Below are 24237 nucleotides of genomic sequence, written 5' to 3' on the forward strand. Positions count from 1 at the left end.
CCCTCGTTTAGTAGCCCGAGGACGCATCCCCTACGGCCGGGCGCTCCCGTAAGCGCCCGGCCGTAGGTCCGCGGTGGCGCCCGAGGAGCTGCTCCGCCCCGCTCAGAAGCGCGAGCCCGGCCAGGTCATTGGGCTGATAGGGGATGGAGAGAAGCCCGCCATCCAAGGCGCGGTCGGTTAGGAAACTAGTGGAGGAAGCGGTGGCCTCCGGATGTTGCAGATCCCATACCAGCAGGCCAGTGAGGAGAGCCGCTGCGGTATCCGCGGCGAGGGGCGGGTATCCCAGCCGCTCCAGGCCTGCGTACCCAGCGCGCAGCGGCTGGGAAATGAGCACCGATTCGGTGCGGGACATCGGGGCAATAGTGTAGGAAATAGTGCGGCCGGCTTCCCGCTCCACGGTGGCACGCCACCGTCCGATGCGTTTCGCGGCCGCGTAATTGGGGCCCTGGATATCTTGGAGCAGATTGACGACGCCGGCCTCGCGGGCGGGCCGCGCCCCGGAAAGTTTCGCCCAGCTGCGGATCGCCGTTCGGGAAACCACCCCGCCGGGGAGCTCAGCGGCGCCAGCCGCTGCGTCGTCGTTCCCCGGAATCGGGTAGGCATCCGTGGGCGAACCGTACCAGGCGAACGCAGCGTTACTTTCCTCCCCTACCATGCGCAGCACGGCATCCGCTCCCGCTTCCACCAGCAGGAATTTATATCCGGGCGCGTAAAGGGTATCCACCACCACGAGGTCACCGGGCAGCGAGAGGAGCCAACCGGCCACCGCGTCCGGGGCTGCGGTCACGTCGCCGAAACCCGCGGGCGCAATATGGAGATCACCGGCAGCTTCCAGCGCCCGGGCTCGCAAGGTGCGCATGCGCCGCGACTCGCTGCGCCCCACTCCCGCCACCTGCGCTCCGGTGGCCAGCAGCGTAGGCGCGGGGGATAGCTCCGCACCGGCACCCAGGACCGCCACAGTGCGCCCCTCCAAGCGCATCATCTCCGGGTGATGCACCACCTCGGTGAGCGCGGCGAGCACCCCGGGCTGCACCCGCCCCTGTTCTTCCCACCGAGCCAGGTGGTCAAGGAGCTCCGTGCCGCTCAGGTACACGTAGTCGCCGCGAGCATCCCGACGGGTCGCGGCGCGCCAGCGCTCGGGAATCTCCCGGCCCCGGAAAGGAACCGTGAAGGGGCAGGGCACCGTGGTACCCCGGACGATTTCGCCCCGGGGTGTCCCGCCGCGCGGGCGCAGCTTGGCGAGCGGCGTACCGTCATGCAAGGTGAGCGTATGGTGCACGAAGTTCAACCCGGCATGCGCCGCATCCGCCCCGCGGGCCGGATCGTCGAGGCGGGTCAGCTGCGCGTAGGGCTCCCGGTAGGTACGGCGCCAAGGAATAGCATCCTCGAGGGCCGTGGCAAGCGCGGCGTCCCCGGCCGCGAAAACCTCGACCATGCCCCGCGAAACCGCGGTGCTGGAGGGTTTCCCATCCCGAATGGGGAGCACGATACCTCCCTGCGCCTCATGTAATTCCGCACTGGTGTAGCGCAGATGGACGAGGTCGCGCCCCGTGCGTTCCTCGACAACGGCGACGGCGCCTTCCTCCCCCACGGCGCGCAGTACCACCTTTTGAGGCAGTACCAGGGGCGCACGGAAGGTAACTTCCCCGCGGCCCGGTGCATCCCCGCGCAGGCCAAGCTGGCCGCAGGCCCAGGCGTCGGTAGCGGCACCGTGCAGCACCGCCCCGCTAAAGCCGAAGAGGCGGGCGGTTGCTCCGGAGAGGTGAATCGGGTTGATATCTCCGGTCAGGCGGGCCCAGTGGCGCGCATCCGCGGCAGTGAAGCGCCGTTCCGCCAGCGCGTGGGGACTGGCGTAGCGCAGATGCCCGGCCTCATCCACCCCGAATTCGGTGCGGAAATCGAGATCAGCGCCCCCGAGCTGCGGTTCTTCTCCGGTCACGCGCACGGGACTCCCGGTGCTGCCCCGATCCAGGTAACGTGCGATTTCTCGGTAACACACTGCGCCGTCGTACGAAATATCAGCCGCGAGGCGCAGCGCCGTACCTTTTTCATCACGCTCAAAACTGGCAGCCCACGCCCGCACCGTAAGCGGGCGCCCGAAAGGAACGGGGCTGAGAATCTCCCACCGCAGGTCGGTGATAACGGCACCGGTGGCGACCAGGGGCAGGCTGGTATCGGCAAGAATATCGAGAGTGGGCCCCAGGCATAGTTGGTGCAGCAGAGCAGCCGGGGCATGCCCGCCCACTCCCCCGCCGGCAAAACGGGCAATACCTTCCCCCACGGGGCGCTCGGCAACCGCGTGGACCTTCACCCGCGGCAGCTCATCAGCACGAGGAACGGCGCGGCGGCTGAGTTTTTGGCGGGCCGCGGCGGCAAGGATAGCGGCGTAGCGACGGGCTTGCATGGGAACCCCTTTCGTCGGTGTCCCTTCCATTTTAGGAAAAGAGCCGCCCTGCTGCCGGCAGCGCGCTCGCGGCCAAGCGTGCAGCCCCGTCGCCCCGTCGCACCGTCGCCCCGTCGCACCGTCGCACCGTCGCACCGCGGCGGCACCGAAACATAAAAATACCCTCGTGAGATAACCTCACGAGGGTAAGCAAGCTTGAGCTTCCCGCGGACTTAGTCCGAGAGCAGACCCTTCTTGTAAGCCTTGGCCAGCTTGCGCGGGATGCGCACTTCGCGGCCCCGCACGCGGACGGTCTGGAGCTCGGTGAGCTCGGCCTTCCACTGGGAGCGACGAGAGCGGGTGTTGCTGCGGGACATCTTGCGCTTAGGTACTGCCATGTCAACCGCTCCTCTCTACTTTCCGGGCCGCCCTGCGCAGCCGCTACGAATCTTCGTGAATATCCACGCCGAAACCGACGCTTCAATAACACACAGCGAATGAGTCTACCTCATCACCTCCACGCCGCGCCAGAGCGAGCATGTGAGATATCAAGCATCGCCACGCCACGCGTCAGCACCGGTGATGAGACAATACCACTATGTCGGATGTGCTATTAGAGGCCGGGGCGCGCTACGAAACTGAACTTGAGATCAAACGTTCTCGTTTTATTACAGTGCTGGCGCGGGTTTCCACCGAGGCGGAGGCGCGCGCTGTGATTGACGGCGAAAAGCGCCGTTTCCCCGATGCCCGCCACCATTGCAGCGCCTACGTGGTCTCCGTTGCCGGCAGCGCTCCGATCCACCGTTCTTCTGACGACGGTGAACCCTCCGGCACCGCCGGGCGCCCCATGCTCGACACCCTCCTCGGCGCGGGAATCACCGATGTTGTTGCGGTAGTCACCCGATATTTCGGGGGAACCCTGCTGGGCACAGGAGGACTGGTGCGGGCGTATTCGGATTCGGTCACCCAGGCACTCGGCCAGGCCCGGCTGGTGGAACGGCGCATCGTGCCCCGTTATCGGGCTTTTCTCCCGCACTCCGACGCCGGCAGATATATCGCCACCCTCTCAGGCGCGGGTTTCACCCCGGAGATGGACTACCACAACGATGGTGTTGAACTGCGCATATCCACTGAGCGCGGGGTATCTCTGGCCGCTATGATGGCAGAGTTGTCCGCGGGGAATGTCGGCGTCGAACAAATTGATGACGCGATTATCGAGGTTCCTTACCTGGATAAACATGACGACTCTTCTATAGCGCGTTAAAATAAACAAAAACGGCCGCATCGTGCAGTGCCGTATCGACACACGTCAACCACTGAATGCGGTGATGCCATGAGAAGCCCTTTACGGTCACACAAGAAAACCGGCCCCAAACCGACTTTCACTGCCGATGAAGCAATCGATGCAGTCTTCGAGATCGGTTTGGATCGGTTCACGCTCGGCCAGGTTGCCGAGAAGCTCGGCGTAGCGACCTCGGCTCTCTATCGTCTCTTCAAAAGCCGCGAAGATCTCATGGAAGCGTGTCTGGCGCGCGTTTCGAGCGAATATCCTCCGCCCGAAGGAGAGAGCGCGGATGCCCTGCTGCGTGATTATGCGAATAAAGTGTGGGAACTTATGGATACCCACCCGGGGCTTGATCTGCTTTTCGTGCAGTTCTCCGCAACCTCGCGTTTTATTGCCCCGCACCTCAATGCCCTTATTAATGCGCTCGAAGATATCGCCGGATGGGATGTGGAAATCGGGCTGCTCGCGGTAGACACCGTTACCAATATCATTATGGCCACCCACGCGGCGGCGGCCTCTTTCAACAACGTCAAAGACGGTACCCATATTGCTCAGCCTGCCCGCGGGAATATCGTGCTATTCTCCCGCCTGAAATGGCGCGACCGGGCCAATCTCGATACCAAACTCGACTTCCTTATTCCCGCTTTCACCGCGGAGGCCGAACGACGCGCGCGGGAATCGGATACCACTCCCCGCGATTAGCGGTTAGATGGGGTATCTGCCCAGGTCTATCCATATCTCGGGCCACGCCGAGCCACTCGCGTTCCAGAAAATAACATGGAGCCGCGGGAACAATATGGCTCGCAGCCGCGTTAGCGTACCCGAGGAGGAACTATGACCATTTTCAATGACGCTACTGAACTTGTGGGGCATACGCCCCTCGTCCGTATCAATAAGCTCGCGGAGGGTAGCTCCGCGGAAGTCCTCGCCAAGCTTGAGTTTTACAATCCCGCTAATTCGGTGAAAGACCGGGTGGCGGTGGCCATTATCGATGCCGCGGAAGAGTCTGGCGCGCTGCGCCCCGGTGGCACCATTGTGGAAGGAACCTCGGGGAATACCGGGATCGGCCTGGCCTGGGTGGGTGCCGCGCGCGGCTACAAGGTTATTTTGACGATGCCGGCCTCCATGTCCGTGGAGCGGCGTATGCTGCTGCGGGCTTTCGGGGCGCGTCTGGAGCTGACCGACCCGAAGGAAGGCATGCGCGGGGCGGTGGCCCGCGCCGAAGAAATCGTGGCGAATACCGAGAACGCGATTCTGGCCAGCCAGTTCACCAACGTGGCCAACCCCGCGATTCACGAAAAGACCACGGGTGAGGAAATCTGGGCGGATACCGAGGGCAAGGTGGATTACTTTGTGGCGGGTATCGGAACCGGCGGCACCATTACCGGGGCGGGGCGGGCACTGCGCCGCCATAATCCGGACGTGAAGATCATTGCGGTGGAGCCGGCCGAATCGCCGCTGCTCTCCGAGGGGAAGGCCGGTTCGCACGGTATCCAGGGCATCGGCGCGAATTTCGTTCCCGAGGTGCTCGACACCGAGCTGTACAACGAAGTTTTCCCGGTTCCCACGGCGACGGCGCTTGAGGTGGCGCGCGCGGCTGCCACCTCGGAGGGGCTGCTCCTAGGGATTTCGGGAGGCGCCGCTCTCCACGCCGCACTCGAGGTCGCGAAGCGTGACGAGGCTGCCGGTAAGCGCATCGTCGTCATCATCCCCGATTTCGGGGAGCGCTACGCCTCCACTCCCCTTTTCGATCCCTACCGCGATTAGGGAAAGGATAGGTACGACGGCGCAGGCCCACGTGGCGCGGGGACTCAGCTCACGGCGCGGGGCCGGCTAGAGTAGGTTCTATGGGTTTATCTCGAGCACTCCGGATGATGCGGGAAGATATTGATACCGCGCGCCGGCGCGATCCGGCGGCGCGCTCCCGCCTGGAAGTAGTACTGGCTTACTCCGGCGTGCATGCCGTGTGGGGGCACCGGGTGGCACACGCGATGTGGGAGGCGACGCCGCGGCTGCGGCTACCGGCGCGCCTCCTCTCGCAAGCCACCCGGTTGCTCACCGGGGTGGAAATCCACCCCGGTGCTCGCATCGGCCGCCGTTTCTTCATTGACCACGGCATGGGCGTGGTCATCGGAGAAACCACAGAGATCGGCGATGATTGCATGATCTACCACGGGGTGACCCTGGGTGGGTCATCAGCCGAACCGGTCAAACGCCACCCCACCTTGGGAAATGGCGTCATGGTGGGAGCGGGCGCGAAAATACTCGGCCCTGTCCGCATTGGGGACGGTTCCCAGGTGGGCGCTAACGCCGTCGTCGTTCATGATGTGCCGGCGGAAGCGACCGCGGTGGGAATCCCCGCACGGGTACGCACCCCGGCCCATCACGAACCGCTCATCGATCCGGCGATCTATATTTAGGGCTTTTTAGGCGCCTTCGTAACGCGCGATCTGGTCGATGCGGCGCTGGTGGCGCTCATCTTCGCTGAAGGGTGTTTCCAGGAAAAGCTTGACGAGGTTCCACGCCTCTTCCGGGGTATGCTGGCGCGCTCCAATGGAAATAACGTTGGCGTTATTGTGTTCGCGCCCGAGCTTGGCGGTGGCCTCATTCCAGGCGAGGATCGCGCGCACGCCGCGCACTTTATTCGCTGAAATCTGCTCGCCGTTCCCGGACCCGCCCAATACAATTCCTAGCGACCCGGCATCATCTACGACGCCCTGCCCGCAGGCAATACACGGGGCGGGGTAATCATCGAGCGCGTCATAGGTTTTAGCGCCGTGGTCCACCACTTCGTAGCCACTTTCTTCCAGTTTCTCCACCAGGAATTCCTTGAGCTCGAAACCGGCATGATCTGTTCCAATATGTACTCGCATGCAGCAATCCTATCCTATTGTGCCGCTTGTCACTTTTACTTTGGGGTGGTGCGCCGGTGGCGATGCGCTATTTAAAGTGTCGTAGGCGTCCACTACCCTGGACACATGACTGATACTGCTTTGCATGCTGTGCTTTCGGGTGCCGATACGTCGGTGCGCCCCCAGGATGATCTTTTCCGTGCCGTCAATGGCACCTGGTTGCGTGAGAAGGAAATTCCAGCCGATCAGGTCTCGGTCGGTTCTTTCATTGATCTACGCGATGAGGCGGAACTTCACGTACGTGAACTTATTGAGAAAGCTGCGGATGCCGCGGGCACTGCCGGTTCGGAAACGGCCGCTGGCGATAAGGCCGCCGCTGCGGATGCCGCACCGGGCGTTCCTGCGGAATCCCTCGCGAAGGTTGTGGCCCTCTACCGTTCTTTTATTGATACCGCTGCAATTAATGAGAAGGGCACCGCTCCCCTCACCGCTGATCTTGATCCGGTAGCCCAGGCGGAAACAAAGGAGGATCTGGCCCGCGTTATTGGCGCCCTCATGCGCACCGGGGTGGATAGTTTCTTCGGGGTGGATGTGGCCCCCAGCCTGGTCAATCCCAATGTCCATGAGTTCTCCATCGGCCAGTCCGGCCTGGGTTTGCCCGATGAAGCCTATTACCGCGAAGCGCAATTCGCTCCGGTCCTGAGCGCCTACCGGGATTTCGTGCCGCAACTGGCCCAGCTCGCTTTTGATGAGAAGGCCACCGAACCCAGCGCTGCTATCACAGCCGCCGCCGGGCGCGTCATCGATGTGGAAACAAAACTCGCCGCCGCGCATATGAGCCGCACGGATGCCCGGGATATGGATAAGGTCAATAACCCGATGTCCTTCGCGGATTTCGTGGCTTCGGCCCCGCAGTTCCCCTGGGCCACCGCGCTGCGCGCTATCGGTTACGATCCTGATGGGCTCGGTACCATTATTGTCACCACCCCGCAGGCGTTGCGGGCCGCCGCGCAGCTGTGGGAAGAAACTCCGCTGGAAACCTTGCGGGAATACACTCGCTGGCGCATTCTGCTCGCGCGTGCTTCCTACCTGCCCGAAGTGATTGATGCCAAGAACTTCGATTTCTACGGCAAGGTGCTCGCCGGTACCACCCAGCAACGTGACCGCTGGAAGCGTGCGGTGCAATTGGTCAATGGCGTGCTCGGTGAGGCAGTAGGCCAGCTTTACGTGGCCTCCTACTTCCCGCCCGAACACAAGGCCACCATGGATCAGCTGGTGGCTGACCTCTTGGATGCCTACCGCCTGTCCATCCGGAATCTGGATTGGATGAGCGATGCCACCAAGGAGCGCGCCCTGGCCAAACTGGATACTTTCGCCCCGAAGATCGGCTATCCCGATAAGTGGAAGGATTATTCCTCCATGCAGATCGGTACGGATCTGCTGGCCAATATTCGCGCTGCGTGCGAATTTGAGGTGGAGGAAAACATCGCGAAGCTCGGCAAGGAAGTTGACCGCAGCGAATGGCATATGAATCCGCAAACGGTCAATGCCTACTACAACCCGCAGTGGAATGAGATCGTATTCCCGGCGGCGATTTTGCAATGGCCTTTCTTCGAGCAGGATCGCGATGCGGCTTTCAATTACGGCGGTATTGGCGCGGTTATCGGCCACGAAATCGGGCACGGTTTCGATGACCAGGGCTCCAAGTTCGATGCGGATGGTTCCCTCAATAACTGGTGGACGGATGAGGATCGGGCGGAATTTGAGAAGCGCACCGCGGCTCTTATCGCGCAATTCAATTCCTATATCCCGGCCCAGTTGAACGGTGATGAGGCTTTCCACGTCAACGGTGAACTCACCCAGGGTGAAAACATCGGGGATCTAGGTGGCCTGTCCATCGCGCTCAAGGCTTATGAAATCCACTTGGCGCGCGAAGGTCTCACGCTGGAGAGTGCTCCGGTTATTGATGGCTACACCGGCGCGCAGCGCGTCTTCCTCTCCTTCGCCAAGATCTGGCAGGGGAAGAACCGTGACGAATGGGCCCGCCAGCTCATCGCCATTGACCCGCATTCCCCCTCCGAATTCCGCTGCAATGGCACGGTGAAGAATATCGATGCCTTCGCGCAGGCTTTCGGTTTGGAAGAAGGCGACGGCCTCTACCTCGCCCCGGAAGAACGCGTGCGTATTTGGTAAACGTGCTTCGTGCCTCCGTGCGAATACGTGCGGAAGTAGTACGACGCCGGCGCTAGCGCGCGCCTAGTTGCCAGAGTGCCACGGCGGCGGGGTGCCGGACTGACCAGGCCACCTATCCATGACATCTGTCATGAAGAAGTGGTGATTCTTGGCAGTTCCGGTACCCCGCCGCCCATTTTTACACTGATGGCATGAACACAATACCCGGGGCCAACCCGCCCCATCCGGTCCCTACCGCGCACCCCGTTGTTGCGGCCCGCGCCCTCAGCCGTTCTTTCGGACAAGTGCGCGCCGTAGATAATCTGTCGCTCACGATCACTACCGGGGAAATCGTGGCACTCCTAGGCCCCAACGGAGCCGGGAAAACCACACTCCTCGATATGGTTCTCGGCTTCACCAAGCCCAGCAGCGGCACCCTTGACGTTCTCGGCCAGGCTCCCGGCTCCCCGGCCCTCACCGGGCACATTGGGGCCATGTTGCAGACCGGCGGGATGCTACGCGATCTCACCGCCGCGGAAACCCTCCATTTCCTTGCCGATTGCCTTCCCTCCCACCTACCGGTCGCTGATGTCATTGAGCGCGCCGGCATGAGCGACTTCGCCTCCCGGAAAATCGCGAAATGCTCCGGCGGCCAAATCCAGCGCATCCGTTTCGGTGCCGCACTGCTATCAGACCCGGAGCTGCTTATCCTCGATGAGCCCACCGCGGGGCTGGATGCCACGGCGCGCCGTGACTTCTGGGCGCATATTCGGGCCGACGCCGCCCGCGGGCGCACCATTATCTTCGCCACCCATTACCTCCAGGAAGCCCAAGACCTTGCCGAGCGAGTCATCCTCATGAATAACGGACGCATCGTCGCGGACGGGAGCGTTGCTGATATTACCGCCCAGCAACGCCACCACCTCACCGTCACCTGGAATCCGCAATCCAGCATCACCCCGGAGGAACTGGCCCGGCGCACGGGCGCTGACACCATAGAGCGGGACGGGGAGCTGGTGCGTTTCACCGTGGCAGATTCTGATCGGCTTGCCGCCGTGATTCTCAACGAAGGTCTCGGCTCCCATCTTCAGATTTCTGCCGCCAGCCTCGAAGATGCTTTCTTCACCCTCACAGCCTCCCCGCACACCGATTCACCCGCCACTGCGGCACCCGAAGGAGCCCGCTCATGACCACTCCCGTAACCAGTCCGGCTACGCCCCGTTCCCGCACCAGTATTTTCTTCTCCTATATCCGACACGAGCTCTGGCGTAATTTGCGGATGGTGGATTCCCTGATCTTCCTTATTGCCCTCCCCCTCGTGATCTTCGCGGTTTTCGGGGTGGCCTCACCGGGAACCGATAAGCACATTCCTGGCGGCACCATCGCCGCCTACGTCATGGTGAGCTTGGCCCTCTACGGGGCGGCAACCGCCGCGACGTCTATGGCGGGGGCTGCCGCCGTGGAACATGACAGTGGCTGGGGCCGCCACCTAGCCCTCACCGGGATGCGCCGCGGGGACTATCTGGCAGGCAAAATCATTGTCAGCCTCCTCATCGCCTGCCTCCCCATCGGCGCGACCTTCCTCCTCGGTATTCTCACCACGGCGCAATTTGATACCCCCGGAATCTGGCTCGCGAGCGCCGGACTGTGCCTGGTAGGCGTATTTCCCTTCGCGTTCTTCGGTCTGGCCGTAGCCCTGGCATTACGCAGTGAAACCGCGGTGTCCATTGCCTCCGGCGTGGTGGTGCTTCTCGCTTTCCTCGGTAATCTTTTCATGCCGCTGAGCGGGGCAATGATGGAGATGGCCCGCTACACGCCCTTCTACGGGGCAGGCGTGCTGGCCCACTGGCCCCAGAACGGGGAGGTTATTATTACCGGTGCTTTCGCCACGCCGGGTATGCCAGAGATCCTTCCCACCGAATCCTTCGCCTGGGCAATCGGGAATGTGGTGGTGTGGACGCTTATTTTCGCGGCGCTGGCATTCCTCGCCCTGCGCCGTTCGACGGTGCGGCGCTAGAGTACGGGCGCTAAGGTACGGCTAACGTGCGAGCACAGCACCGGGCACGAGCGGCGGCCGCGGAAGAGCTTCGCGACCGCTATGCTCGTTCTATGGCCCCATCCCCCGCCGCGTCGTCTCCCACAGTCTCATCGACCACCGCCGCGCCGCGGACCTCCGCGCCGTCCCCAGCTAGCCATTATCTAAATCGCATGTGGCGCACCGCCAACCAGATACCGGCAGCCCCCACCACTCGCCGCGAGCGCCTGACCATGCTCTTCGGCAGCGGGATCTGGCTCATCTTCCTGGTCTTTCCTTTCGCTGGAGTTCTCTTAACGCCAAGTCTCACTCCACTTGAGCGCGGCCTCGGTTACGCGGGAATCTGTGGGTTTGGACTGACATATATTCTGATTTTCCAATTTCCGGATATGCGTCCCTCGTGGCCCCGCTGGGTATCCCTAACGTTATGGAGCATTCCGCTGCTTGCCTGCGCGGCACTTATCCACCCTTTCCCCTTTGGCTTCGCCTACACGGCACCTTTCTTCGCGGCAATATGGATTTTTTCGCTCCCGCTCATACCCGGGATTCCGTGCGGGCTTCTCTGTTTCGCGGGCGGAGCGGCGGCCCATATCTTGGCGCCGTATGATTTCGTGTGGGCAGCGTTTCTGGGCAGCATTATTATCCCAATGATCCCCATTCTCATCTCTCGCTTGCTGGAAGAATTTGCCGCGCGGTCGGCACGGATGCGCGCAGAGCTCATCCTTTCGGAGCAACGCTCCGAGCTGGCCTCCGTGGTTCATGATGTGCTGGGGCATTCGCTGACCGCCATCACCGTGAAAACTCAATTGGCCTCGCGACTAATGGAGACCAACCCGGATGCGGCGCGTGCCGAATTAGAAGAAAGTCTCAAAATTTCGCGCGATGCTATCGACACGGTGCGGGCCACCGTGACCGACCTGCGCCAGCCCACTCTTGATGCTGAGCTGGATTCCGCCTGCGCACTGCTCCGTTCCGCGCGTATCGCCGCGCATGTCACGCCTCCCCCGGAACTTCCCCTCCTCACCGCCCAGCTTTTCGCGTGGGTGGTGCGGGAAGCGGTCACGAATACGGTGCGCCATTCGGGTGCGCACACCTGCACCATCACTATTGAGGACAGGGAGAGTGGCACGCGCTTGCGGGTGGAGGACGACGGCGTAGGTATCCCCGCGGAAACTTCGGCAGGTACCGGACTGACCGGACTGCGCGAACGTGTTGAAGCTGCTGGTGGGACCCTATCGATCACCCGGCTAGAACCGGGAACTCGCGTGGAGGTACGGCTATGACTGGTAGTACGGGAATAAGCAACGGGGCGTGGGCAACCGCCGATGCGCAGGCGGCGGGTACGCCCATCCGAGTAGTTATCGCTGATGATCAGCGAATGGTGCGCGAAGCATTGGCGGCGCTCCTCAACCTGGAAGAGGATATCGAGATAGTGGCGCAGCTGGAAGATGGCAGCGCCGTCGTTCCCACCGTGGTGGAAACTTGCGCCGATATTGCGCTCCTCGATATCGAAATGCCGCATGTGGATGGAATTGCGGCGGCGCAAGCACTGCAGGACGCGGGGGCCGGCTGCGGCGTCGTTATTGTGACAACCTTTGGGCGTGCCGGGTATTTGCAGCGTGCTATGGCGGCCGGGGCGCGCGGTTTCGTTGTTAAAGATGCGCCGGCCGAGGAACTCGCCGCGGCGCTGCGCACCGTTGCCGGCGGCGGCTACGCTATCGATCCGCAGCTGGCCGCGCAGGCCTTGCAAATGGGGCCCAATCCGCTCACCGAACGCGAAGGAGATGTGCTGCGGCTGGCGCTCAGCGGTGCGACCGTGAAAAGCATGGCAGCGCAACTGTTTTTATCGCAGGGGACGGTGCGCAATCACCTCTCGGCCGCTATCGGGAAAACGGGGGCGAGCACCCGTACCGAGGCGGCGCAGCTCGCCCGGGCCCGCGGGTGGATCTAGGAGTGCACCCGCGGGCGGCGCTGGCGGCGGCTAGCTAAAAATTGGCCCCGTGGTGCGCGAGCGCTTGAGCTCGAAGAAACCGGGGGTGCGAGCTAGGGCGAGGCAGCCGTCCCAGAGGGCGAGGGCGGCCTCGCCGTGCGGGGCCGGGGAGATGACAGGGCCGAAGAAGGCCACGCCGTCAAATGAAATAATGGGCACGCCGACCTCATCACCCACGAGCGCCAGCCCGGCCGCCACGCTCTCACGGAGGGCGGCGTCGTAATGTGCGGCGTCGTTCAAATACTCGCTACCTTCACCGAGAGCAGCGAGCACCTCGGCAAGAATCTCGCGCCCCACGGGGCGCCGGTCTTCGTGAATAGCCTGGCCCAGAGCGGCGTAGAACTCGCCGACTTTTTCGTTACCTTCCAGCTGGGCGATTTTCATGGCGACAAGCGCTGTTTCGCGGCCCTCTTCCACATGTGCGCGGTACTCCTCCGAAATATCTTTGCCCTCATTGAGAATGGCGAGGGAGAAAGGACGCCAGGTGACGGTGAAATCACGGGCAGCGGCGACCTCCGCGACCCAGCGAGAAGTAATCCACGTCCACGGACATGTTGCATCAAACCAAAATTCAACCTGAGTACTCATGGTTCTATCCAAGCGTGAAAATGGGCGCCGCGGGGCGCCTCGCGCCATGAGCGAAACTGAAACGGCAGGGCAACGGTACGCGAACGGCGCGCGAACAGTGCGGCAGAAAGCGGGCACGGCGGGCACGGGCGCGCCAGAACCGGTAGGATTTCACGTAAATTGTGCTGAAAGCCAAGGAAAGGAAGCTTGATGGCCGGGACTAATCTCACCCGCGCAGAAGCTGCGGAGCGCGCACAGATCGTCGCAACGCAGAATTACCGCATTGAACTTGATCTGACCACCGGGGAGGAAACCTTCGCGGCGGTGACCGAAATTGATTCTGAAGCAACGCCGGGTGCCGATACGTTCCTCGACCTCATCGCGAAGTCGGTGGAGCGCGTAGTGCTTAACGGCGCGGAGCTTGACCCGGCCAGCTACCAGGATTCGCGCCTGCCGCTGCCCAACCTCGCGGCGCAGAATACGGTGCGGGTGGAATCCACCCAGTACTACTCGCGCACAGGCGAGGGCCTGCACCGTTACGTGGATCCGGCCGACGGCGAGGTCTACCTCTACTCCCAGTTTGAGGTGGCGGACGCCCGGCGAGTCTTCGCGAATTTTGAGCAGCCTGATCTCAAAGCGAATTTCACCTTCACGGTGACCGCTCCGGAGAACTGGAAAGTCTTCTCCGTGTCCCCCACCCCGGAGCCGGTGGCCCTGGGCGAAGGCAAGGCGCGCTGGGATTTCACCCCCACCGAGCGCCTGTCCACCTACCTGGTGGCGATTGTGGCCGGCCCCTACGAGGGCGTGGAAGGCGAACCCTTCCATTCCATTGACGGGCGCGATATTCCGCTGGGCGTGTACGCGCGTAAGTCGCTGGCACCCTACCTGGATGCCGATGAGATTTTCACCATCACCCGCCAGGGCTTCGACTACTACGAAGCCAATTACGGCCATCCCTACCCGTTCCGCAAGTACGACCAGGTGTTCTGCCCCGAATACAATGCCGGGGCCATGGAGCACCCGGGCCTGGTGACCATCGTGGAAACCTACGTATTCCGCACCAAGCCCACCGGCGCGATTATCGACCGGCGCACCATCACCATCCTGCACGAACAGGCCCATATGTGGTTCGGTGACCTGGTCACCATGAAGTGGTGGGATGACCTGTGGCTCAACGAATCCTTCGCGGAGTTCATGAGCCACCTGGCCGCTGCCAATAACACCCGGTGGAAGGATGCCTGGACCACCTTCCTCGCATCCGAAAAGACCTGGGCGATCCAACAGGACCAGCTCCCCTCCACCCACCCGATTGCCGCGGATATTCGCGATCTGGAAGATGTGCTCGTCAATTTTGACGGCATCACCTACGGCAAGGGCGCTTCGGTGCTCAAGCAGCTGGTGGCGTACGTGGGTCAGGAACAATTCTTGGCCGGGGTGCGGGCCTACATTGCCAAGCACAAGTGGGGCAATGCTACCCTCACCGATTTGCTCACCGAGCTGGAGGCTTCCTCCGGGCGCGATCTCAAGGAATGGACCCGGGTGTGGCTGGAAGAATCCGGCGTCAATACCCTGCGTCCCGAAGTCGAATCGAGCAGCGGGGTTATTGACCGGCTCACCGTGGTCCAGACGAATGACGCGAACTCCTCGCTACGCCCGCACCGTATCCGCATCGCCGGATATGACCTGGACGGGGACGCGCTGCGTTGCGTGAAGTCCGAATGGGTGGATATTGCCGGTGAACGCACCGAGATCGCCTCCTTCGCGGGAGCGGAACGCCCCGACCTCATCCTCCTCAACAGCCAGGATTGGGGTTACGCCAAGATCCGTTTCGATGCTGATTCCTTCCGGGTAGCCTTGGAGAACCTCGACAAGTTTGATAACCACCTGGATCGCTCCGTGGTGGTCTTTGCGGCCATGGATATGATGCGTGACGGTGAACTCGACGCCCACACTTACGCCGATATCGCGCTGGCCGTGCTGGCGGACGAAACCGATGGAACCGTGCTGCGCGTGGTGCTCGGGTCCCTGCATTCCGCGGTTGAGCTGTACTCTAACCCGGCAACCCGCGTGGAGTTCGCGGCGGCTGTTTCCGAGCGTATTTTCGAATTGGCGCTCACCGCGGCACCGGGTTCGGACCGCCAGCTCCAGCTCATGGGTGCGGCGATGCGCCGGGCCGTGAGCGAAGAGCAGCTCGCTCTTATTGCCGGGTGGCGCGACGGCGTTGCCGTTCCGGAAGGCTATGACGTCGACCAGGAAGTGCGCTGGAATATTCTCATCGCGCTGGCAGCGAATGGGCGGGCCGATCAGGCCGCCATCGATGCCGAATTCGCCCGCGATTCTTCCTCCTTCGGGCAGATTTTCGCGGCCCAGGCCGAAGGTGCGCTGCCTGATAGCGCGGCCAAGGAAAAGGTCTGGGAAGAAATTGTGCATCCGGAGACCAATACCCGCCAGCGCAACCTCGCCCTGGGCACCGGGCGATCCTCCGCGGAAAGCGTACGGGCGTACGCGGAGAAGTACTTCGCGGTTGCCAAGGAAATGTGGGATAACAACTCGGTGGAGATCGCCTCGAATATGCTCGAGTACGCTTACCCGGCCCAGCTGGCCGGCCGTACCGATCTTGGGGTTGACCTGCTGGCCCTCGGTCAGGAATGGCTGGCCACCACGGATGCTGCTCCGGCCTGCCGGCGCATCGTCTCCGAAGTGGTCGATGGTACCGCTCGCGCGGTGCGCAACCAGGAAGCCGACCGGAAGGCCGGGAACTAGGAGCTCTAGCTCTGGCAAGATAAGCCGCGTGCAAAGCGCATAAATCGGCGCGCGAGCAGGTTATACAAGCGCATGGCGCAAACGGTGGTGCGGGAACTCCTGATGGGTTTCCGCACCACCGCAGTTAACTGGTGTGCCACTGGCGCTAGTGTGTTCGCTTTCTTGAATATTTATATCGTCACACTTATTAATAGATTTTCATTAACTGCTTATAAACTTGTGGTGCGTACCGTATATATCCAAGGAAGAGGAAGGTACCCCGATGAAGCACCCGAGTTACCTGGCTGTTGCCGCCGCCGCGGCCACAGCCATTTTTATTCCCACCGTGGCACTTGGTGCCCCGGCCACACCGAACGCAACGACGAGCAATCTTTCCCGCATGGATGCGGACAAGGATAAGGTTGCACAAGATAAGGCCGCCGCGGAAGCCGAACTGGCTCGAGTAACTGCCGATCTCGCCGCCGAGCAGGCGAAGATTCCGCAGCTCGAAGAATCTCTTGCGGCCGCACGCCAGCGCTTGGCGGATCAGGAGGCACCGCTCGCCCCGCTCCTCGCACAGCAGCAGGAACTGACAACCGCATGCGGCAAGCTGGACACCGCCGTAGCCAGCCAGGAGGAAAAACTGGCCCAGCTGCGAACCACACTGAAAGAAGTTCAGGAAACCGAGTACGCCACCATTGATGAGAAAAACGCGCTGGTGGTCAAGCGGACAAAGATGCAGCAGGCCGGCGCGGATGTAACGGAGATCAGCGCTCAGATCGACGCCCTGGAAAAGAAGCTTGAGCAGCTGCGCACCCAACAGCAGCAGCTCAATACCCAGATTTATGCCTTGCAGCCGCTCGTTGAGGAGCTGCGGGCCGCGCAGCAGCAGTGCCCCGTTATGCAGGCTGAGCTTGCCCAGCAGATTAAGGATGCGCAGGCGGCGGCAGACCCGGCCCGCGCGGAGGTTGCCGAGCAGGAGAAAGCGCTGAGTGAGGCGCGCACCCGGGTGGCGACGCTCACCGAACGCGCCGCCGCGCTCAACAAGAAGATCGCGGAGCTCGCAGAGATCCTCGCGCGCCCGGTGCCCGCCCCGCCCTCGCAGCCCGACCGTCCGGTCCAACCGGGGCAGCCGGCCCCGTCTGTTCCGGCAGATCCGGCCCAGCCTTCCTCTCCCGTTGTTCCGACGACGCCGCCCGCCGGTCCGGCGGCCAGTCCGGCCGGCACCGGTGCCCCGGCCACGCCCACCGCACCTGCCGGGGCGGCAGCGAGCAGCACTCAGGCAGGAGCGGCGCCCCAGGCCACATCCCAGAAAAAGCAGCTTGCCAACTCCGGCGCTGAACTGGGTGGTGCCATCGGCGCGGCCGTTGTGCTTCTCGGGGCTGGCGGCGTGCTCATGACCCGGCGAGTGCGCGGCTAAGTAGCGGGCCAGCTATCCAGCAACCGCTGGATCCCCATCATGATAGAAGCGGCGGATACACACCGGTATCCGCCGCTTCTTCTATAGGAATGCTGGCGTTTTCACACCATACTGGCGCTTCCACACCACGCAGCTGCTTTTATGCCACGCGGCCATGTTTTACCCACGCGGCCGCGCCGTCCCTTAGCGCAAGGCGCGCGGGAGCCGGGCGCCGTCGTCGTTAAACGCGGAGAGCGGGTAGCACGTGACCTGAAGATCGCCGCTCACCTCCATCCGCACCTGCCCGCGCGGGTAAATGCGCTGGGTGAAGGAGGCGGTGTTCTCCTGGAAAAGCTCCACCAGAGAGCCGTCCATCCACAGCGAGGCCGGCGCGTTCACCGCCGCGGTGAAGAGTACTTCGTTCGTTTCCGAATCGCGCAGCGAGATGGTGCCGCTACCCGCCAGATCCAGGGAGAAGGAGTGCAGCTCGGGCAGTTCGGTCACGACCTCGCCTTCGCCTTCACGTAGCGCGAAAATTTCGGGGGCCGGCTGGGTCCACACCCGGCCCTCGGTGATACGCACCTGGCGCGGGTAGGTCAGCGCACCGTTGTAGCCCGAAGCGTCAATATCCGCGTCGGTGCGATCCGAACCTTCCCAGGTCCAGCCCCACGCAAGCACACGGTCCCCATCCACCACGCACTGGGGCGCGTAGAAGTCGGGCCCGGCGTCGAATTCACCGCCGGCGCGGGGCACGAAACGCGGGTATCCGGCGCTCATATCGAGATCGCCCACCAGGTAGGCCACACCCGTGAGATGATCCATGAGCGTTTCCGCTTCCACCCACTGGGAAACGATAAGCACCCACGCATCCCCCACCTGGATGAGCTGGGGGCATTCCCAGATGGAGGCCGGGGCGTAGATGGAGGCGAGCGGGTCGTCGCCCACCAGCAGGGTGTCCAGGTAGAGCCAGTTGCGCCAGTCGGAGCATTCGTAGAGGAAGATGACGGGGGTGCCGTCCTCGAAGCCGCCGCCGTGAATGGCGTAGGTTGTGCCCTCCACCTGGAAAATGAAGGGGTCGCGCATAGCGCGCACGTTTTCGATGGGCGGCATGGTGGCGACGACGCCGGTGGGCTCCCAGCCGCTCCGGTCGGCGTTTTCCTCTGCCAGGACCGTCACGGAGGGGCCATCCCCGCGGGTGACGGCGGTGTAGAGCAGCGATGATACCCCCTCGTGCACGGTGCCCACGCCGGACCAGCAGCCGGCCGAATCGGGCTGACCGGGGCGCGGCTTGAGGGCGATGGGCTGCGCCGTCCAATTGACGAGGTCGGCGGAGGTGGCATGCCCCCAGTGGATGTGGTCATGCCAAGGTGCCTTGGGGTTGTACTGGTAGAACATATGCCAGGTATCGCCCACCTTGTGGATGCCGTTGGGGTCGTTGACCCACCCGAAGTTCGGGCGCACGTGCAGGGCGGGGAAGAAACGGTCGGGGAAGTGATCGAGCTGTGTCATGATTGCCTCCTTTGTTGCGGGGGTTGGGGGCGGCGTGGCGGCCAGCGGGGAACGGCTGTGTCCCTCATCGTTGAGGAGGGCACGGTCGGGTACCCAGCCGGCGTGACGGCGCCCGTGGGCTGCGGCGTAGAGCCGATGTTGGTCGGTTCCCGCCGTTGAGCTTTCCTGCGGCGCCGTGGGGCAGCCGCAGCTCGGCCCGGTGATGACGGTGCAGGGCACCAGTCGGGTACGGTGCCGCGTAGCGGCGGCATCCGGTTCACCAAGCAGGCGGGTTATCTCGGTAATGGCGCGCTCGGCAACCTCTTCTACGGGGTCCACGGCGCGCAGGAATGATTGGGCTTCGGGCAGGTGGGAATCGTCGAAAACTGCCAGGCGGATATCGCGGCCGGGTACCAGCCCGCGGCGCCGTATCTCCGCCATGGCGGGCACGCACATGGCGGAGCTGCCCAGTACCAGGGCGTCAATATGGGCGCAGGAATCGAGTACCTGAGCGATCTGGCGGCGCAGCGCCCGCGGGGAGGAATGGGCCCCCACCAGCTGATGGCGGGTCACCCGGTGGCCCCGTTCCACCAGGGCCTCCTCGAAGCCGCGCATATGCTGCGAGCCGTTGGCGATGCGCCGGTCCGGGTAGAAGAGCACCGGGTAGCGCACCCCGTGGTCGAGGAGGTGTGCGGTGATATCGCGGATCCCCTGCTGGTAGTCCGTGCTTACCTGCGGAGCCACCACGGCGGGATCATTCCCGTTAACCACCGCGAAGGGGATGGCGTGGCGGCGCAGCCGGGGCAGCGAATGCCGGCGCCATCCGGGCACGGGGCTGATAATAACCGCGTCCAGACGGTGCGCGATGAGGGCGCTGAGCGCCGCTTCTTCGGTATGCACATTCGCCCCGGTATCCAGCAGGAAGGGCACCAGGCCGGCGTCGGTGGCCTGGCGGGCAAGCTCCAGGGCCACCGCCGTGCCCCCGGCGTTACCCAGCAAGGTTCCCACAATGGCGATTCCGGGCGACGCCCCGGCACGCAGGGAGCGGACGGTGCGCGGGCTGGAGTACCCCAGTTCCGCCGCCGCTTCAAGGACCCGCATCCGGGTGGATTCGGCCACCCGCCGGGTTCCGTTGAGCACGTGGGACACCGTGGTGATCGACACCCCGGCGCGGCTCGCCACGTCTTTCATCCCTACGCCCGCCATTGTTCCTCCTTCTTATTTTTTACGACGACGCCGGCGGCCCGCTGCGCGGCCCGCGCGCACCTGCCCGCGCGCCACTCGGACGGCGCACGGTGCGCACACGGTGCGTGGGCACCGTACCTGGCGCGGGGCGCACACGGTGCGCCGCCGTCAGCGCCGTCCGGGCTATACGTCTTCGAGAAGAGTTCCCTTCGTCTCCGGCATCATAGTCCGTGACCAGATGACCGCGCCGAGCATGCACGCAGCGTAGAAGAGGAATGTGAAGGTCATCGAGGCTTGGAACATCACCGGGAACGTGCCAGAAATGATCGCGGCAGACACCCAGTGGGCGGCCGAACCAACGGCCTGCCCGTTCGCACGGTGGGCCGGCGGGAAGATCTCCGAGATGAAGACCCACAGTACCGAACCAATACCAACCGCGTGCGCGGCGATGAACACGATGATGAGCACCAGCACAATAATGCCGGTGGTAGTGGACAGTTCCGAGCCGTTGAAATAGAAGATTCCGGCGATAGCCAGCAGGGCCACCAGGTCAATGCCCGCACCGAGCGTGACCAGCGGGCGGCGCCCCACCTTATCCACGAGGGAGCGCCCCAGCAGGGTGAAGGCCAGGTTGGTCAGCCCCACCAGGATGGAGGAAGCGAAGGCGGCATCGCCGGCGATACCGGCCGACTGGAGCAGGGACGGTGCGTAGTAGAGCACCGCGTTGGTGCCCGCGAACTGCGAGAAGAAGGCAATGAGGATGGCCATGGTGATGGGGCGGGCGGTGCGCTTGGAGAAGAAGGGCTCCGTTGCCGCGGCGTGCGGAGCAGCATTATGCATATTTTCCATCACCTGAGCGGCCTCGTGCTTGCCCCACAGGTCTTCCATCACACGCAGGGATTCGGCGTCGCGCCCGCGGGTGTAGAGCCAGCGCGGGCTTTCCGGGATGAAGTAGCACACCGCGAGGAAGATGAGTGAGGGTACCGCCTGAATACCGAGCATCCAGCGCCAGCCCAGTTCCACCGGCATCATCTTGACGATGATGTAATTGGAGAAGTAGGACACCACAATGCCGATCACGATATTGAGCTGCACCGTGGCCACCAGTTTTCCGCGCCGGGCCGCTGGGGAAATCTCCGCCGTGTAGAGCGGGGCAATCACCGAGGAAGCCCCCACTGCGATCCCGCCAAGCATGCGGAAGATGAGGAAGAAGACCCAGCTATTGGCCACCGCCACGCACACCGAGGTGATGAGGTAGAGGGCCGCCACGCCTTTGAGCACGGGGCGCCGGCCCCATTTATCGGCCGGAATGCCACCGAAGAGGGCCCCGATAATGGTGCCGATCAAGGCGCAGGACACCGTGAAGCCCAGCTGCCCGGCACTCAAATCCCATTTATCTTGGAGCGCTGCCGTGGTTCCGGAAATCACCGCGGTATCGAAACCGAAGAGGAAGCCACCGAGTGACGCGGCGGTGGCCGAAAATGGTACGAGATGTTTTTTCATGTTCTCTCCTCACCGTTGAGAATGCTAATCGTGGCCGGTGCGGAGACGGTGGGAACGGTGCGCTTCCATTGCGCCTCATCCTCCCCTGCCCCGTACCCCATTCCCCACTCAGGGACGAGGCAGACCGGCCGGTGCATTCACTCTAAGAAGAAGTGCTGGCAACAGATAGGCCCGTCTCCTAAAATTTGCGCAAATTTTAGGAGACGGGCCTAGCTGCGTCGTCGTACCTTTAAAGCCAGTCGCACAACCGCTTGTTCTAGCGAGCCACCTTAGCCGCTTAGCCGCGCGGGTGACAGCGCTCATATTCCGCCGTATACGCGGCGATAAGGGAGCGCAGCCGGGGGTGCTCGCCCAGGTCCTCGGTGAGCACCACATTTTCGGTGCCGTCCGCCAGCGGAATCTTCCAATTCGGGTACTCGGTATCCGTGCCGGGCTGGTTTTGGGTGCGCCGCTCGCCCACCGCATCCACCAGCGCAATGGCCTGCAGCTGGGCGGGGGTGCGGGCAATATAGCAGTGCATCGCCTCAATGAGCTCGCGCTCGGTAGGATCACCATTCTCCAGCAGGCCGCAACCGCACAGGGTCTCGATAAGTACCTGGCGCTCGCGGCGGGCTTCTTCGCGCACCTGCTCCACCGGCTCCACCAAGATATTCAGGGAGGCGCGCAGATCCACGTGTTCGCCGGCTAGGTAACCAGCCAGCGGGGGCAGGTCGTGAGTATCCACCGTGACCAGGGAAGCGCTGCGGTAATGTTCGGGGGCGCGGAAGGATTCCCCTTCCTTTTCGAAAAGCATTACGGAGGTGCCGAAAATCCCGCGTTCGGTGAGGAAATCACGCACCCAGGGCTCCACGTTGCCTAAGTCTTCCCCGATGAGGAAGGTCCCCGAACGCACCGCTTCCAGCATAAGCACCCCGATGAGCGCTTCGTGGTTGTAGTAGACGTAGGTGCCGTCCACCGGCTTATTGCCCGCCGGAATCCACCACAAACGGAAGAATCCCATCACGTGGTCGATGCGCAGCGCGCCGGCATGGCGCATAACGGTGCGGGCCATATCGCGCACCGGGGCGTAATGCTGGCGATCCAGCTCCACCGGGTTGAAGGGCGGCGGGGACCAGTCTTGGCCGAGCTGGTTGTACATATCGGGCGGGGAACCCACGCTCACCCCGCTCGCGAAGGCATCCGGGTTGGCCCAGGCGTCCGCGCCGCAGGCCTGCACCCCTACCGCGAGGTCGTGCACCACGCCGATGCCCATACCGGCATCGCGCGCCACCTTCTGGGCGGCCTCCAGCTGCTGGTCCATCACCCACTGGCACCAGCAGTAGAAATCGATACGTTCGCTCAGCTCAGCGCGTTCGCGGCGCGCCGCCAGGGTATCGGGGCGCTCGCACGCGGCGGGGAAATGCTTGCCGTAGCGTTCATACATGGCGCACCAGAAAGCGAAATCTTCCAGGCCCTGCCCTTCGGCGGCACGGAAAGCATCGAAATCGGCCTGGCGGGCGTGGCTGCGCGGCTCGCGGTAAATCACTTCGAGGGCGCTGCGCTTGGCTTCCCAGCAGGCACTGCGATCCAGCAGCGTATTGTGCAGCGAGGATTCCTTGGGGGCCTGCCCCGCCCACGTGACCATGGAGCGCTTGCCGGAGTCCATATAGGCCACTTCGCGGATATCCTCCGGGCGGATGTAGAGGGGGTTGAAGAAGCGGCGCGACGTCGGCAAATACGGCGAGTTGGTGAGCTGCCCGCACGGTTCGGCGGCGTGCAACGGGTTAATAAGCACGAATTGCGCCCCCAGCCCGCCGAAAAGCGAACCGAGTTCGGCCAGATCCGCGGTGTCCCCCGTCCCCCAGGATTCACGCGAACGCACCGAGTAGAGCTGACTCATCACGCCCCAGCCGGCCACGCCCCTGTCGGCCGGCGCGGGCAGGCGCGCGGGCACCACGATAAGCGCCCCGCTGTGCCAGGTGGCGGCCTCCTCCCCCGCGGCCGGCGGGGTCACCTTAGCGCGCACCGTATGGTAGCCGAGCGGAAGATTGCCCGGGATCACGAAGGCGGCGCGGCCGATCATGGCGCCGTCGATGAGGCGCGGCAGTTCAAAATCTTCAGCCTGGACGGCGGGAAGTTCCCCGCCGTCTTCCAGTTCGTAGGTGAGGGTAACGGCGGCACCGTGCGGCACGTGCACGCGGATGATCTGCTCATTTCCTTCGCGCACCACCGTGGTGGCGGGCAGCACGTGGCGCCATTCGCGGCTATCTACCGTGTCCAGCGCCGCCTGCGCCGCTTCCGGAGTGGAGGTGTCAATCCCCATGGCCGCGAGCACCGCGACGAGCGTATCGGCATCCACCGTCACGTATTCGCCCGCGAAACTCCAATAGTGCGTTGCCACTCCGTATGCATCAGCGATGCGGTTGAGCATATCTTGCGGTGGTGAACCCGCCATGGTTCCCTCCTTGTGTCTCCCCGTGTGTCCCCGGTTGCTCGCCTCCGGTGGCGAGCCCGGTTACTAGAATATCTGCTCTCTTGCCTTTGCGTGGAATCTGGCGCCGTGGCGGGAATGGTGCGACGACGGCGCCAGCTGGCGCCCCTCCCCTGAGCCGCGCACGGACTCGCCATCGCGGTATTTTTCGGGTGTGAAAATTCGG

At 63.4% G+C, this 24237-nt stretch carries 18 protein-coding genes; 11 read left to right on the plus strand and 7 right to left on the minus strand.

Annotated elements, in window-relative coordinates; translation table 11 throughout:
• Nucleotides 1–7: 7 nt before the first annotated feature.
• On the minus strand, nt 8–2404 hold the full coding sequence (locus QP828_RS03005; protein ID WP_274732761.1) for a MaoC family dehydratase: 2397 nt from the start codon (nt 2402–2404) through the stop codon (nt 8–10).
• Between the two features lie 212 nt (nt 2405–2616).
• Nucleotides 2617–2781 carry a 50S ribosomal protein L32 gene (rpmF, locus tag QP828_RS03010; RefSeq protein WP_016442420.1) on the minus strand — a complete coding sequence of 55 codons (165 nt, stop codon included), beginning with the start codon at nt 2779–2781 and terminating at the stop codon, nt 2617–2619.
• A gap of 200 nt (nt 2782–2981) precedes the next feature.
• Between rpmF and QP828_RS03015 the strand changes: the two genes are divergently transcribed.
• The 4 genes from QP828_RS03015 to epsC all read left to right on the plus strand — a co-directional run bounded on the left by QP828_RS03015 (nt 2982) and on the right by epsC (nt 6088).
• A complete protein-coding gene (locus QP828_RS03015) occupies nt 2982–3647 on the plus strand; it encodes an IMPACT family protein (RefSeq protein WP_274732757.1) in 666 nt (221 codons plus the stop codon).
• 69 nt (nt 3648–3716) lie between these two features.
• Nucleotides 3717–4370, plus strand: a complete 654-nt coding sequence (locus tag QP828_RS03020) for a TetR/AcrR family transcriptional regulator (protein WP_274732755.1) — start codon at nt 3717–3719, stop codon at nt 4368–4370.
• A 132-nt stretch (nt 4371–4502) separates the two neighbouring features.
• Entirely contained in the window at nt 4503–5435 is a 933-nt protein-coding gene (cysK, locus tag QP828_RS03025) for a cysteine synthase A (RefSeq protein ID WP_274732753.1), read from the plus strand.
• A gap of 80 nt (nt 5436–5515) precedes the next feature.
• A complete protein-coding gene (gene epsC / locus QP828_RS03030; RefSeq protein ID WP_126135518.1) occupies nt 5516–6088 on the plus strand; it encodes a serine O-acetyltransferase EpsC in 573 nt (190 codons plus the stop codon).
• Between the two features lie 6 nt (nt 6089–6094).
• Here the strand turns inward: epsC and QP828_RS03035 are convergent, their stop codons facing one another.
• The gene (locus QP828_RS03035) at nt 6095–6541 is read right to left on the minus strand and encodes a ribose-5-phosphate isomerase (RefSeq protein WP_126135519.1); all 447 of its coding nucleotides are present in this window, start codon (nt 6539–6541) and stop codon (nt 6095–6097) included.
• A gap of 105 nt (nt 6542–6646) precedes the next feature.
• Here QP828_RS03035 and QP828_RS03040 point away from each other — a divergent pair, with 105 nt between their 5' ends.
• The 5 genes from QP828_RS03040 to QP828_RS03060 all read left to right on the plus strand — a co-directional run bounded on the left by QP828_RS03040 (nt 6647) and on the right by QP828_RS03060 (nt 12678).
• Nucleotides 6647–8713 carry a M13 family metallopeptidase gene (locus QP828_RS03040; protein WP_274732752.1) on the plus strand — a complete coding sequence of 689 codons (2067 nt, stop codon included), beginning with the start codon at nt 6647–6649 and terminating at the stop codon, nt 8711–8713.
• A gap of 191 nt (nt 8714–8904) precedes the next feature.
• Complete coding sequence (locus QP828_RS03045; RefSeq protein WP_274732751.1) at nt 8905–9882, plus strand: ABC transporter ATP-binding protein; 978 nt, start codon at nt 8905–8907, stop codon at nt 9880–9882.
• Nucleotides 9879–10709 carry an ABC transporter permease gene (locus QP828_RS03050; protein WP_274732750.1) on the plus strand — a complete coding sequence of 277 codons (831 nt, stop codon included), beginning with the start codon at nt 9879–9881 and terminating at the stop codon, nt 10707–10709. The genes QP828_RS03045 and QP828_RS03050 overlap by 4 nt, the downstream gene beginning before the upstream one ends.
• A 191-nt stretch (nt 10710–10900) precedes the next feature.
• The gene (locus QP828_RS03055) at nt 10901–12010 is read left to right on the plus strand and encodes a sensor histidine kinase (protein ID WP_284891240.1); all 1110 of its coding nucleotides are present in this window, start codon (nt 10901–10903) and stop codon (nt 12008–12010) included.
• The gene (locus QP828_RS03060) at nt 12007–12678 is read left to right on the plus strand and encodes a response regulator transcription factor (RefSeq protein WP_284891243.1); all 672 of its coding nucleotides are present in this window, start codon (nt 12007–12009) and stop codon (nt 12676–12678) included. Before QP828_RS03055 ends, QP828_RS03060 begins: the two co-directional genes overlap by 4 nt.
• Nucleotides 12679–12708: 30 nt before the next feature.
• Here the strand turns inward: QP828_RS03060 and QP828_RS03065 are convergent, their stop codons facing one another.
• Nucleotides 12709–13305 carry a mycothiol-dependent nitroreductase Rv2466c family protein gene (locus QP828_RS03065; protein ID WP_274735890.1) on the minus strand — a complete coding sequence of 199 codons (597 nt, stop codon included), beginning with the start codon at nt 13303–13305 and terminating at the stop codon, nt 12709–12711.
• 189 nt (nt 13306–13494) lie between these two features.
• Between QP828_RS03065 and pepN the strand changes: the two genes are divergently transcribed.
• Both pepN and QP828_RS03075 read left to right on the plus strand, forming a co-directional pair.
• Nucleotides 13495–16047: an aminopeptidase N gene (gene pepN / locus QP828_RS03070; RefSeq protein ID WP_284891245.1), complete on the plus strand. Its 2553-nt coding sequence runs from the start codon at nt 13495–13497 to the stop codon at nt 16045–16047.
• 262 nt (nt 16048–16309) lie between these two features.
• On the plus strand, nt 16310–17446 hold the full coding sequence (locus tag QP828_RS03075) for a coiled-coil domain-containing protein (RefSeq protein ID WP_274732745.1): 1137 nt from the start codon (nt 16310–16312) through the stop codon (nt 17444–17446).
• Between the two features lie 183 nt (nt 17447–17629).
• Here QP828_RS03075 and QP828_RS03080 read toward each other — a convergent pair whose 3' ends face one another.
• From QP828_RS03080 to malQ, 3 genes are all read right to left on the minus strand, one after another.
• A complete protein-coding gene (locus QP828_RS03080) occupies nt 17630–20119 on the minus strand; it encodes a LacI family DNA-binding transcriptional regulator (RefSeq protein WP_274732744.1) in 2490 nt (829 codons plus the stop codon).
• A 162-nt stretch (nt 20120–20281) separates the two neighbouring features.
• Nucleotides 20282–21601 carry a sugar porter family MFS transporter gene (locus tag QP828_RS03085; protein WP_284891247.1) on the minus strand — a complete coding sequence of 440 codons (1320 nt, stop codon included), beginning with the start codon at nt 21599–21601 and terminating at the stop codon, nt 20282–20284.
• 277 nt (nt 21602–21878) lie between these two features.
• Nucleotides 21879–24035 carry a 4-alpha-glucanotransferase gene (malQ, locus tag QP828_RS03090; RefSeq protein ID WP_274732740.1) on the minus strand — a complete coding sequence of 719 codons (2157 nt, stop codon included), beginning with the start codon at nt 24033–24035 and terminating at the stop codon, nt 21879–21881.
• Between the last annotated feature and the right edge of the window lie 202 nt (nt 24036–24237).

This window comes from Actinotignum sanguinis (assembly GCF_030230305.1).
In the GTDB taxonomy this organism is placed as follows: Bacteria; Actinomycetota; Actinomycetes; order Actinomycetales; family Actinomycetaceae; genus Actinotignum; species Actinotignum sanguinis.

What these genes read in the sequence shown, in the direction of transcription:
- QP828_RS03005 (WP_274732761.1), bottom strand. Translation starts at nt 2,404, where the DNA reads ATGCAAGCCCGTCGCTACGCCGCTATCCTTGCCGCCGCGGCCCGCCAA.
- rpmF (WP_016442420.1), bottom strand. Translation starts at nt 2,781, where the DNA reads ATGGCAGTACCTAAGCGCAAGATGTCCCGCAGCAACACCCGCTCTCGT.
- QP828_RS03015 (WP_274732757.1), top strand. Translation starts at nt 2,982, where the DNA reads ATGTCGGATGTGCTATTAGAGGCCGGGGCGCGCTACGAAACTGAACTT.
- QP828_RS03020 (WP_274732755.1), top strand. Translation starts at nt 3,717, where the DNA reads ATGAGAAGCCCTTTACGGTCACACAAGAAAACCGGCCCCAAACCGACT.
- cysK (WP_274732753.1), top strand. Translation starts at nt 4,503, where the DNA reads ATGACCATTTTCAATGACGCTACTGAACTTGTGGGGCATACGCCCCTC.
- epsC (WP_126135518.1), top strand. Translation starts at nt 5,516, where the DNA reads ATGGGTTTATCTCGAGCACTCCGGATGATGCGGGAAGATATTGATACC.
- QP828_RS03035 (WP_126135519.1), bottom strand. Translation starts at nt 6,541, where the DNA reads ATGCGAGTACATATTGGAACAGATCATGCCGGTTTCGAGCTCAAGGAA.
- QP828_RS03040 (WP_274732752.1), top strand. Translation starts at nt 6,647, where the DNA reads ATGACTGATACTGCTTTGCATGCTGTGCTTTCGGGTGCCGATACGTCG.
- QP828_RS03045 (WP_274732751.1), top strand. Translation starts at nt 8,905, where the DNA reads ATGAACACAATACCCGGGGCCAACCCGCCCCATCCGGTCCCTACCGCG.
- QP828_RS03050 (WP_274732750.1), top strand. Translation starts at nt 9,879, where the DNA reads ATGACCACTCCCGTAACCAGTCCGGCTACGCCCCGTTCCCGCACCAGT.
- QP828_RS03055 (WP_284891240.1), top strand. Translation starts at nt 10,901, where the DNA reads ATGTGGCGCACCGCCAACCAGATACCGGCAGCCCCCACCACTCGCCGC.
- QP828_RS03060 (WP_284891243.1), top strand. Translation starts at nt 12,007, where the DNA reads ATGACTGGTAGTACGGGAATAAGCAACGGGGCGTGGGCAACCGCCGAT.
- QP828_RS03065 (WP_274735890.1), bottom strand. Translation starts at nt 13,305, where the DNA reads ATGAGTACTCAGGTTGAATTTTGGTTTGATGCAACATGTCCGTGGACG.
- pepN (WP_284891245.1), top strand. Translation starts at nt 13,495, where the DNA reads ATGGCCGGGACTAATCTCACCCGCGCAGAAGCTGCGGAGCGCGCACAG.
- QP828_RS03075 (WP_274732745.1), top strand. Translation starts at nt 16,310, where the DNA reads ATGAAGCACCCGAGTTACCTGGCTGTTGCCGCCGCCGCGGCCACAGCC.
- QP828_RS03080 (WP_274732744.1), bottom strand. Translation starts at nt 20,119, where the DNA reads ATGGCGGGCGTAGGGATGAAAGACGTGGCGAGCCGCGCCGGGGTGTCG.
- QP828_RS03085 (WP_284891247.1), bottom strand. Translation starts at nt 21,601, where the DNA reads ATGAAAAAACATCTCGTACCATTTTCGGCCACCGCCGCGTCACTCGGT.
- malQ (WP_274732740.1), bottom strand. Translation starts at nt 24,035, where the DNA reads ATGGCGGGTTCACCACCGCAAGATATGCTCAACCGCATCGCTGATGCA.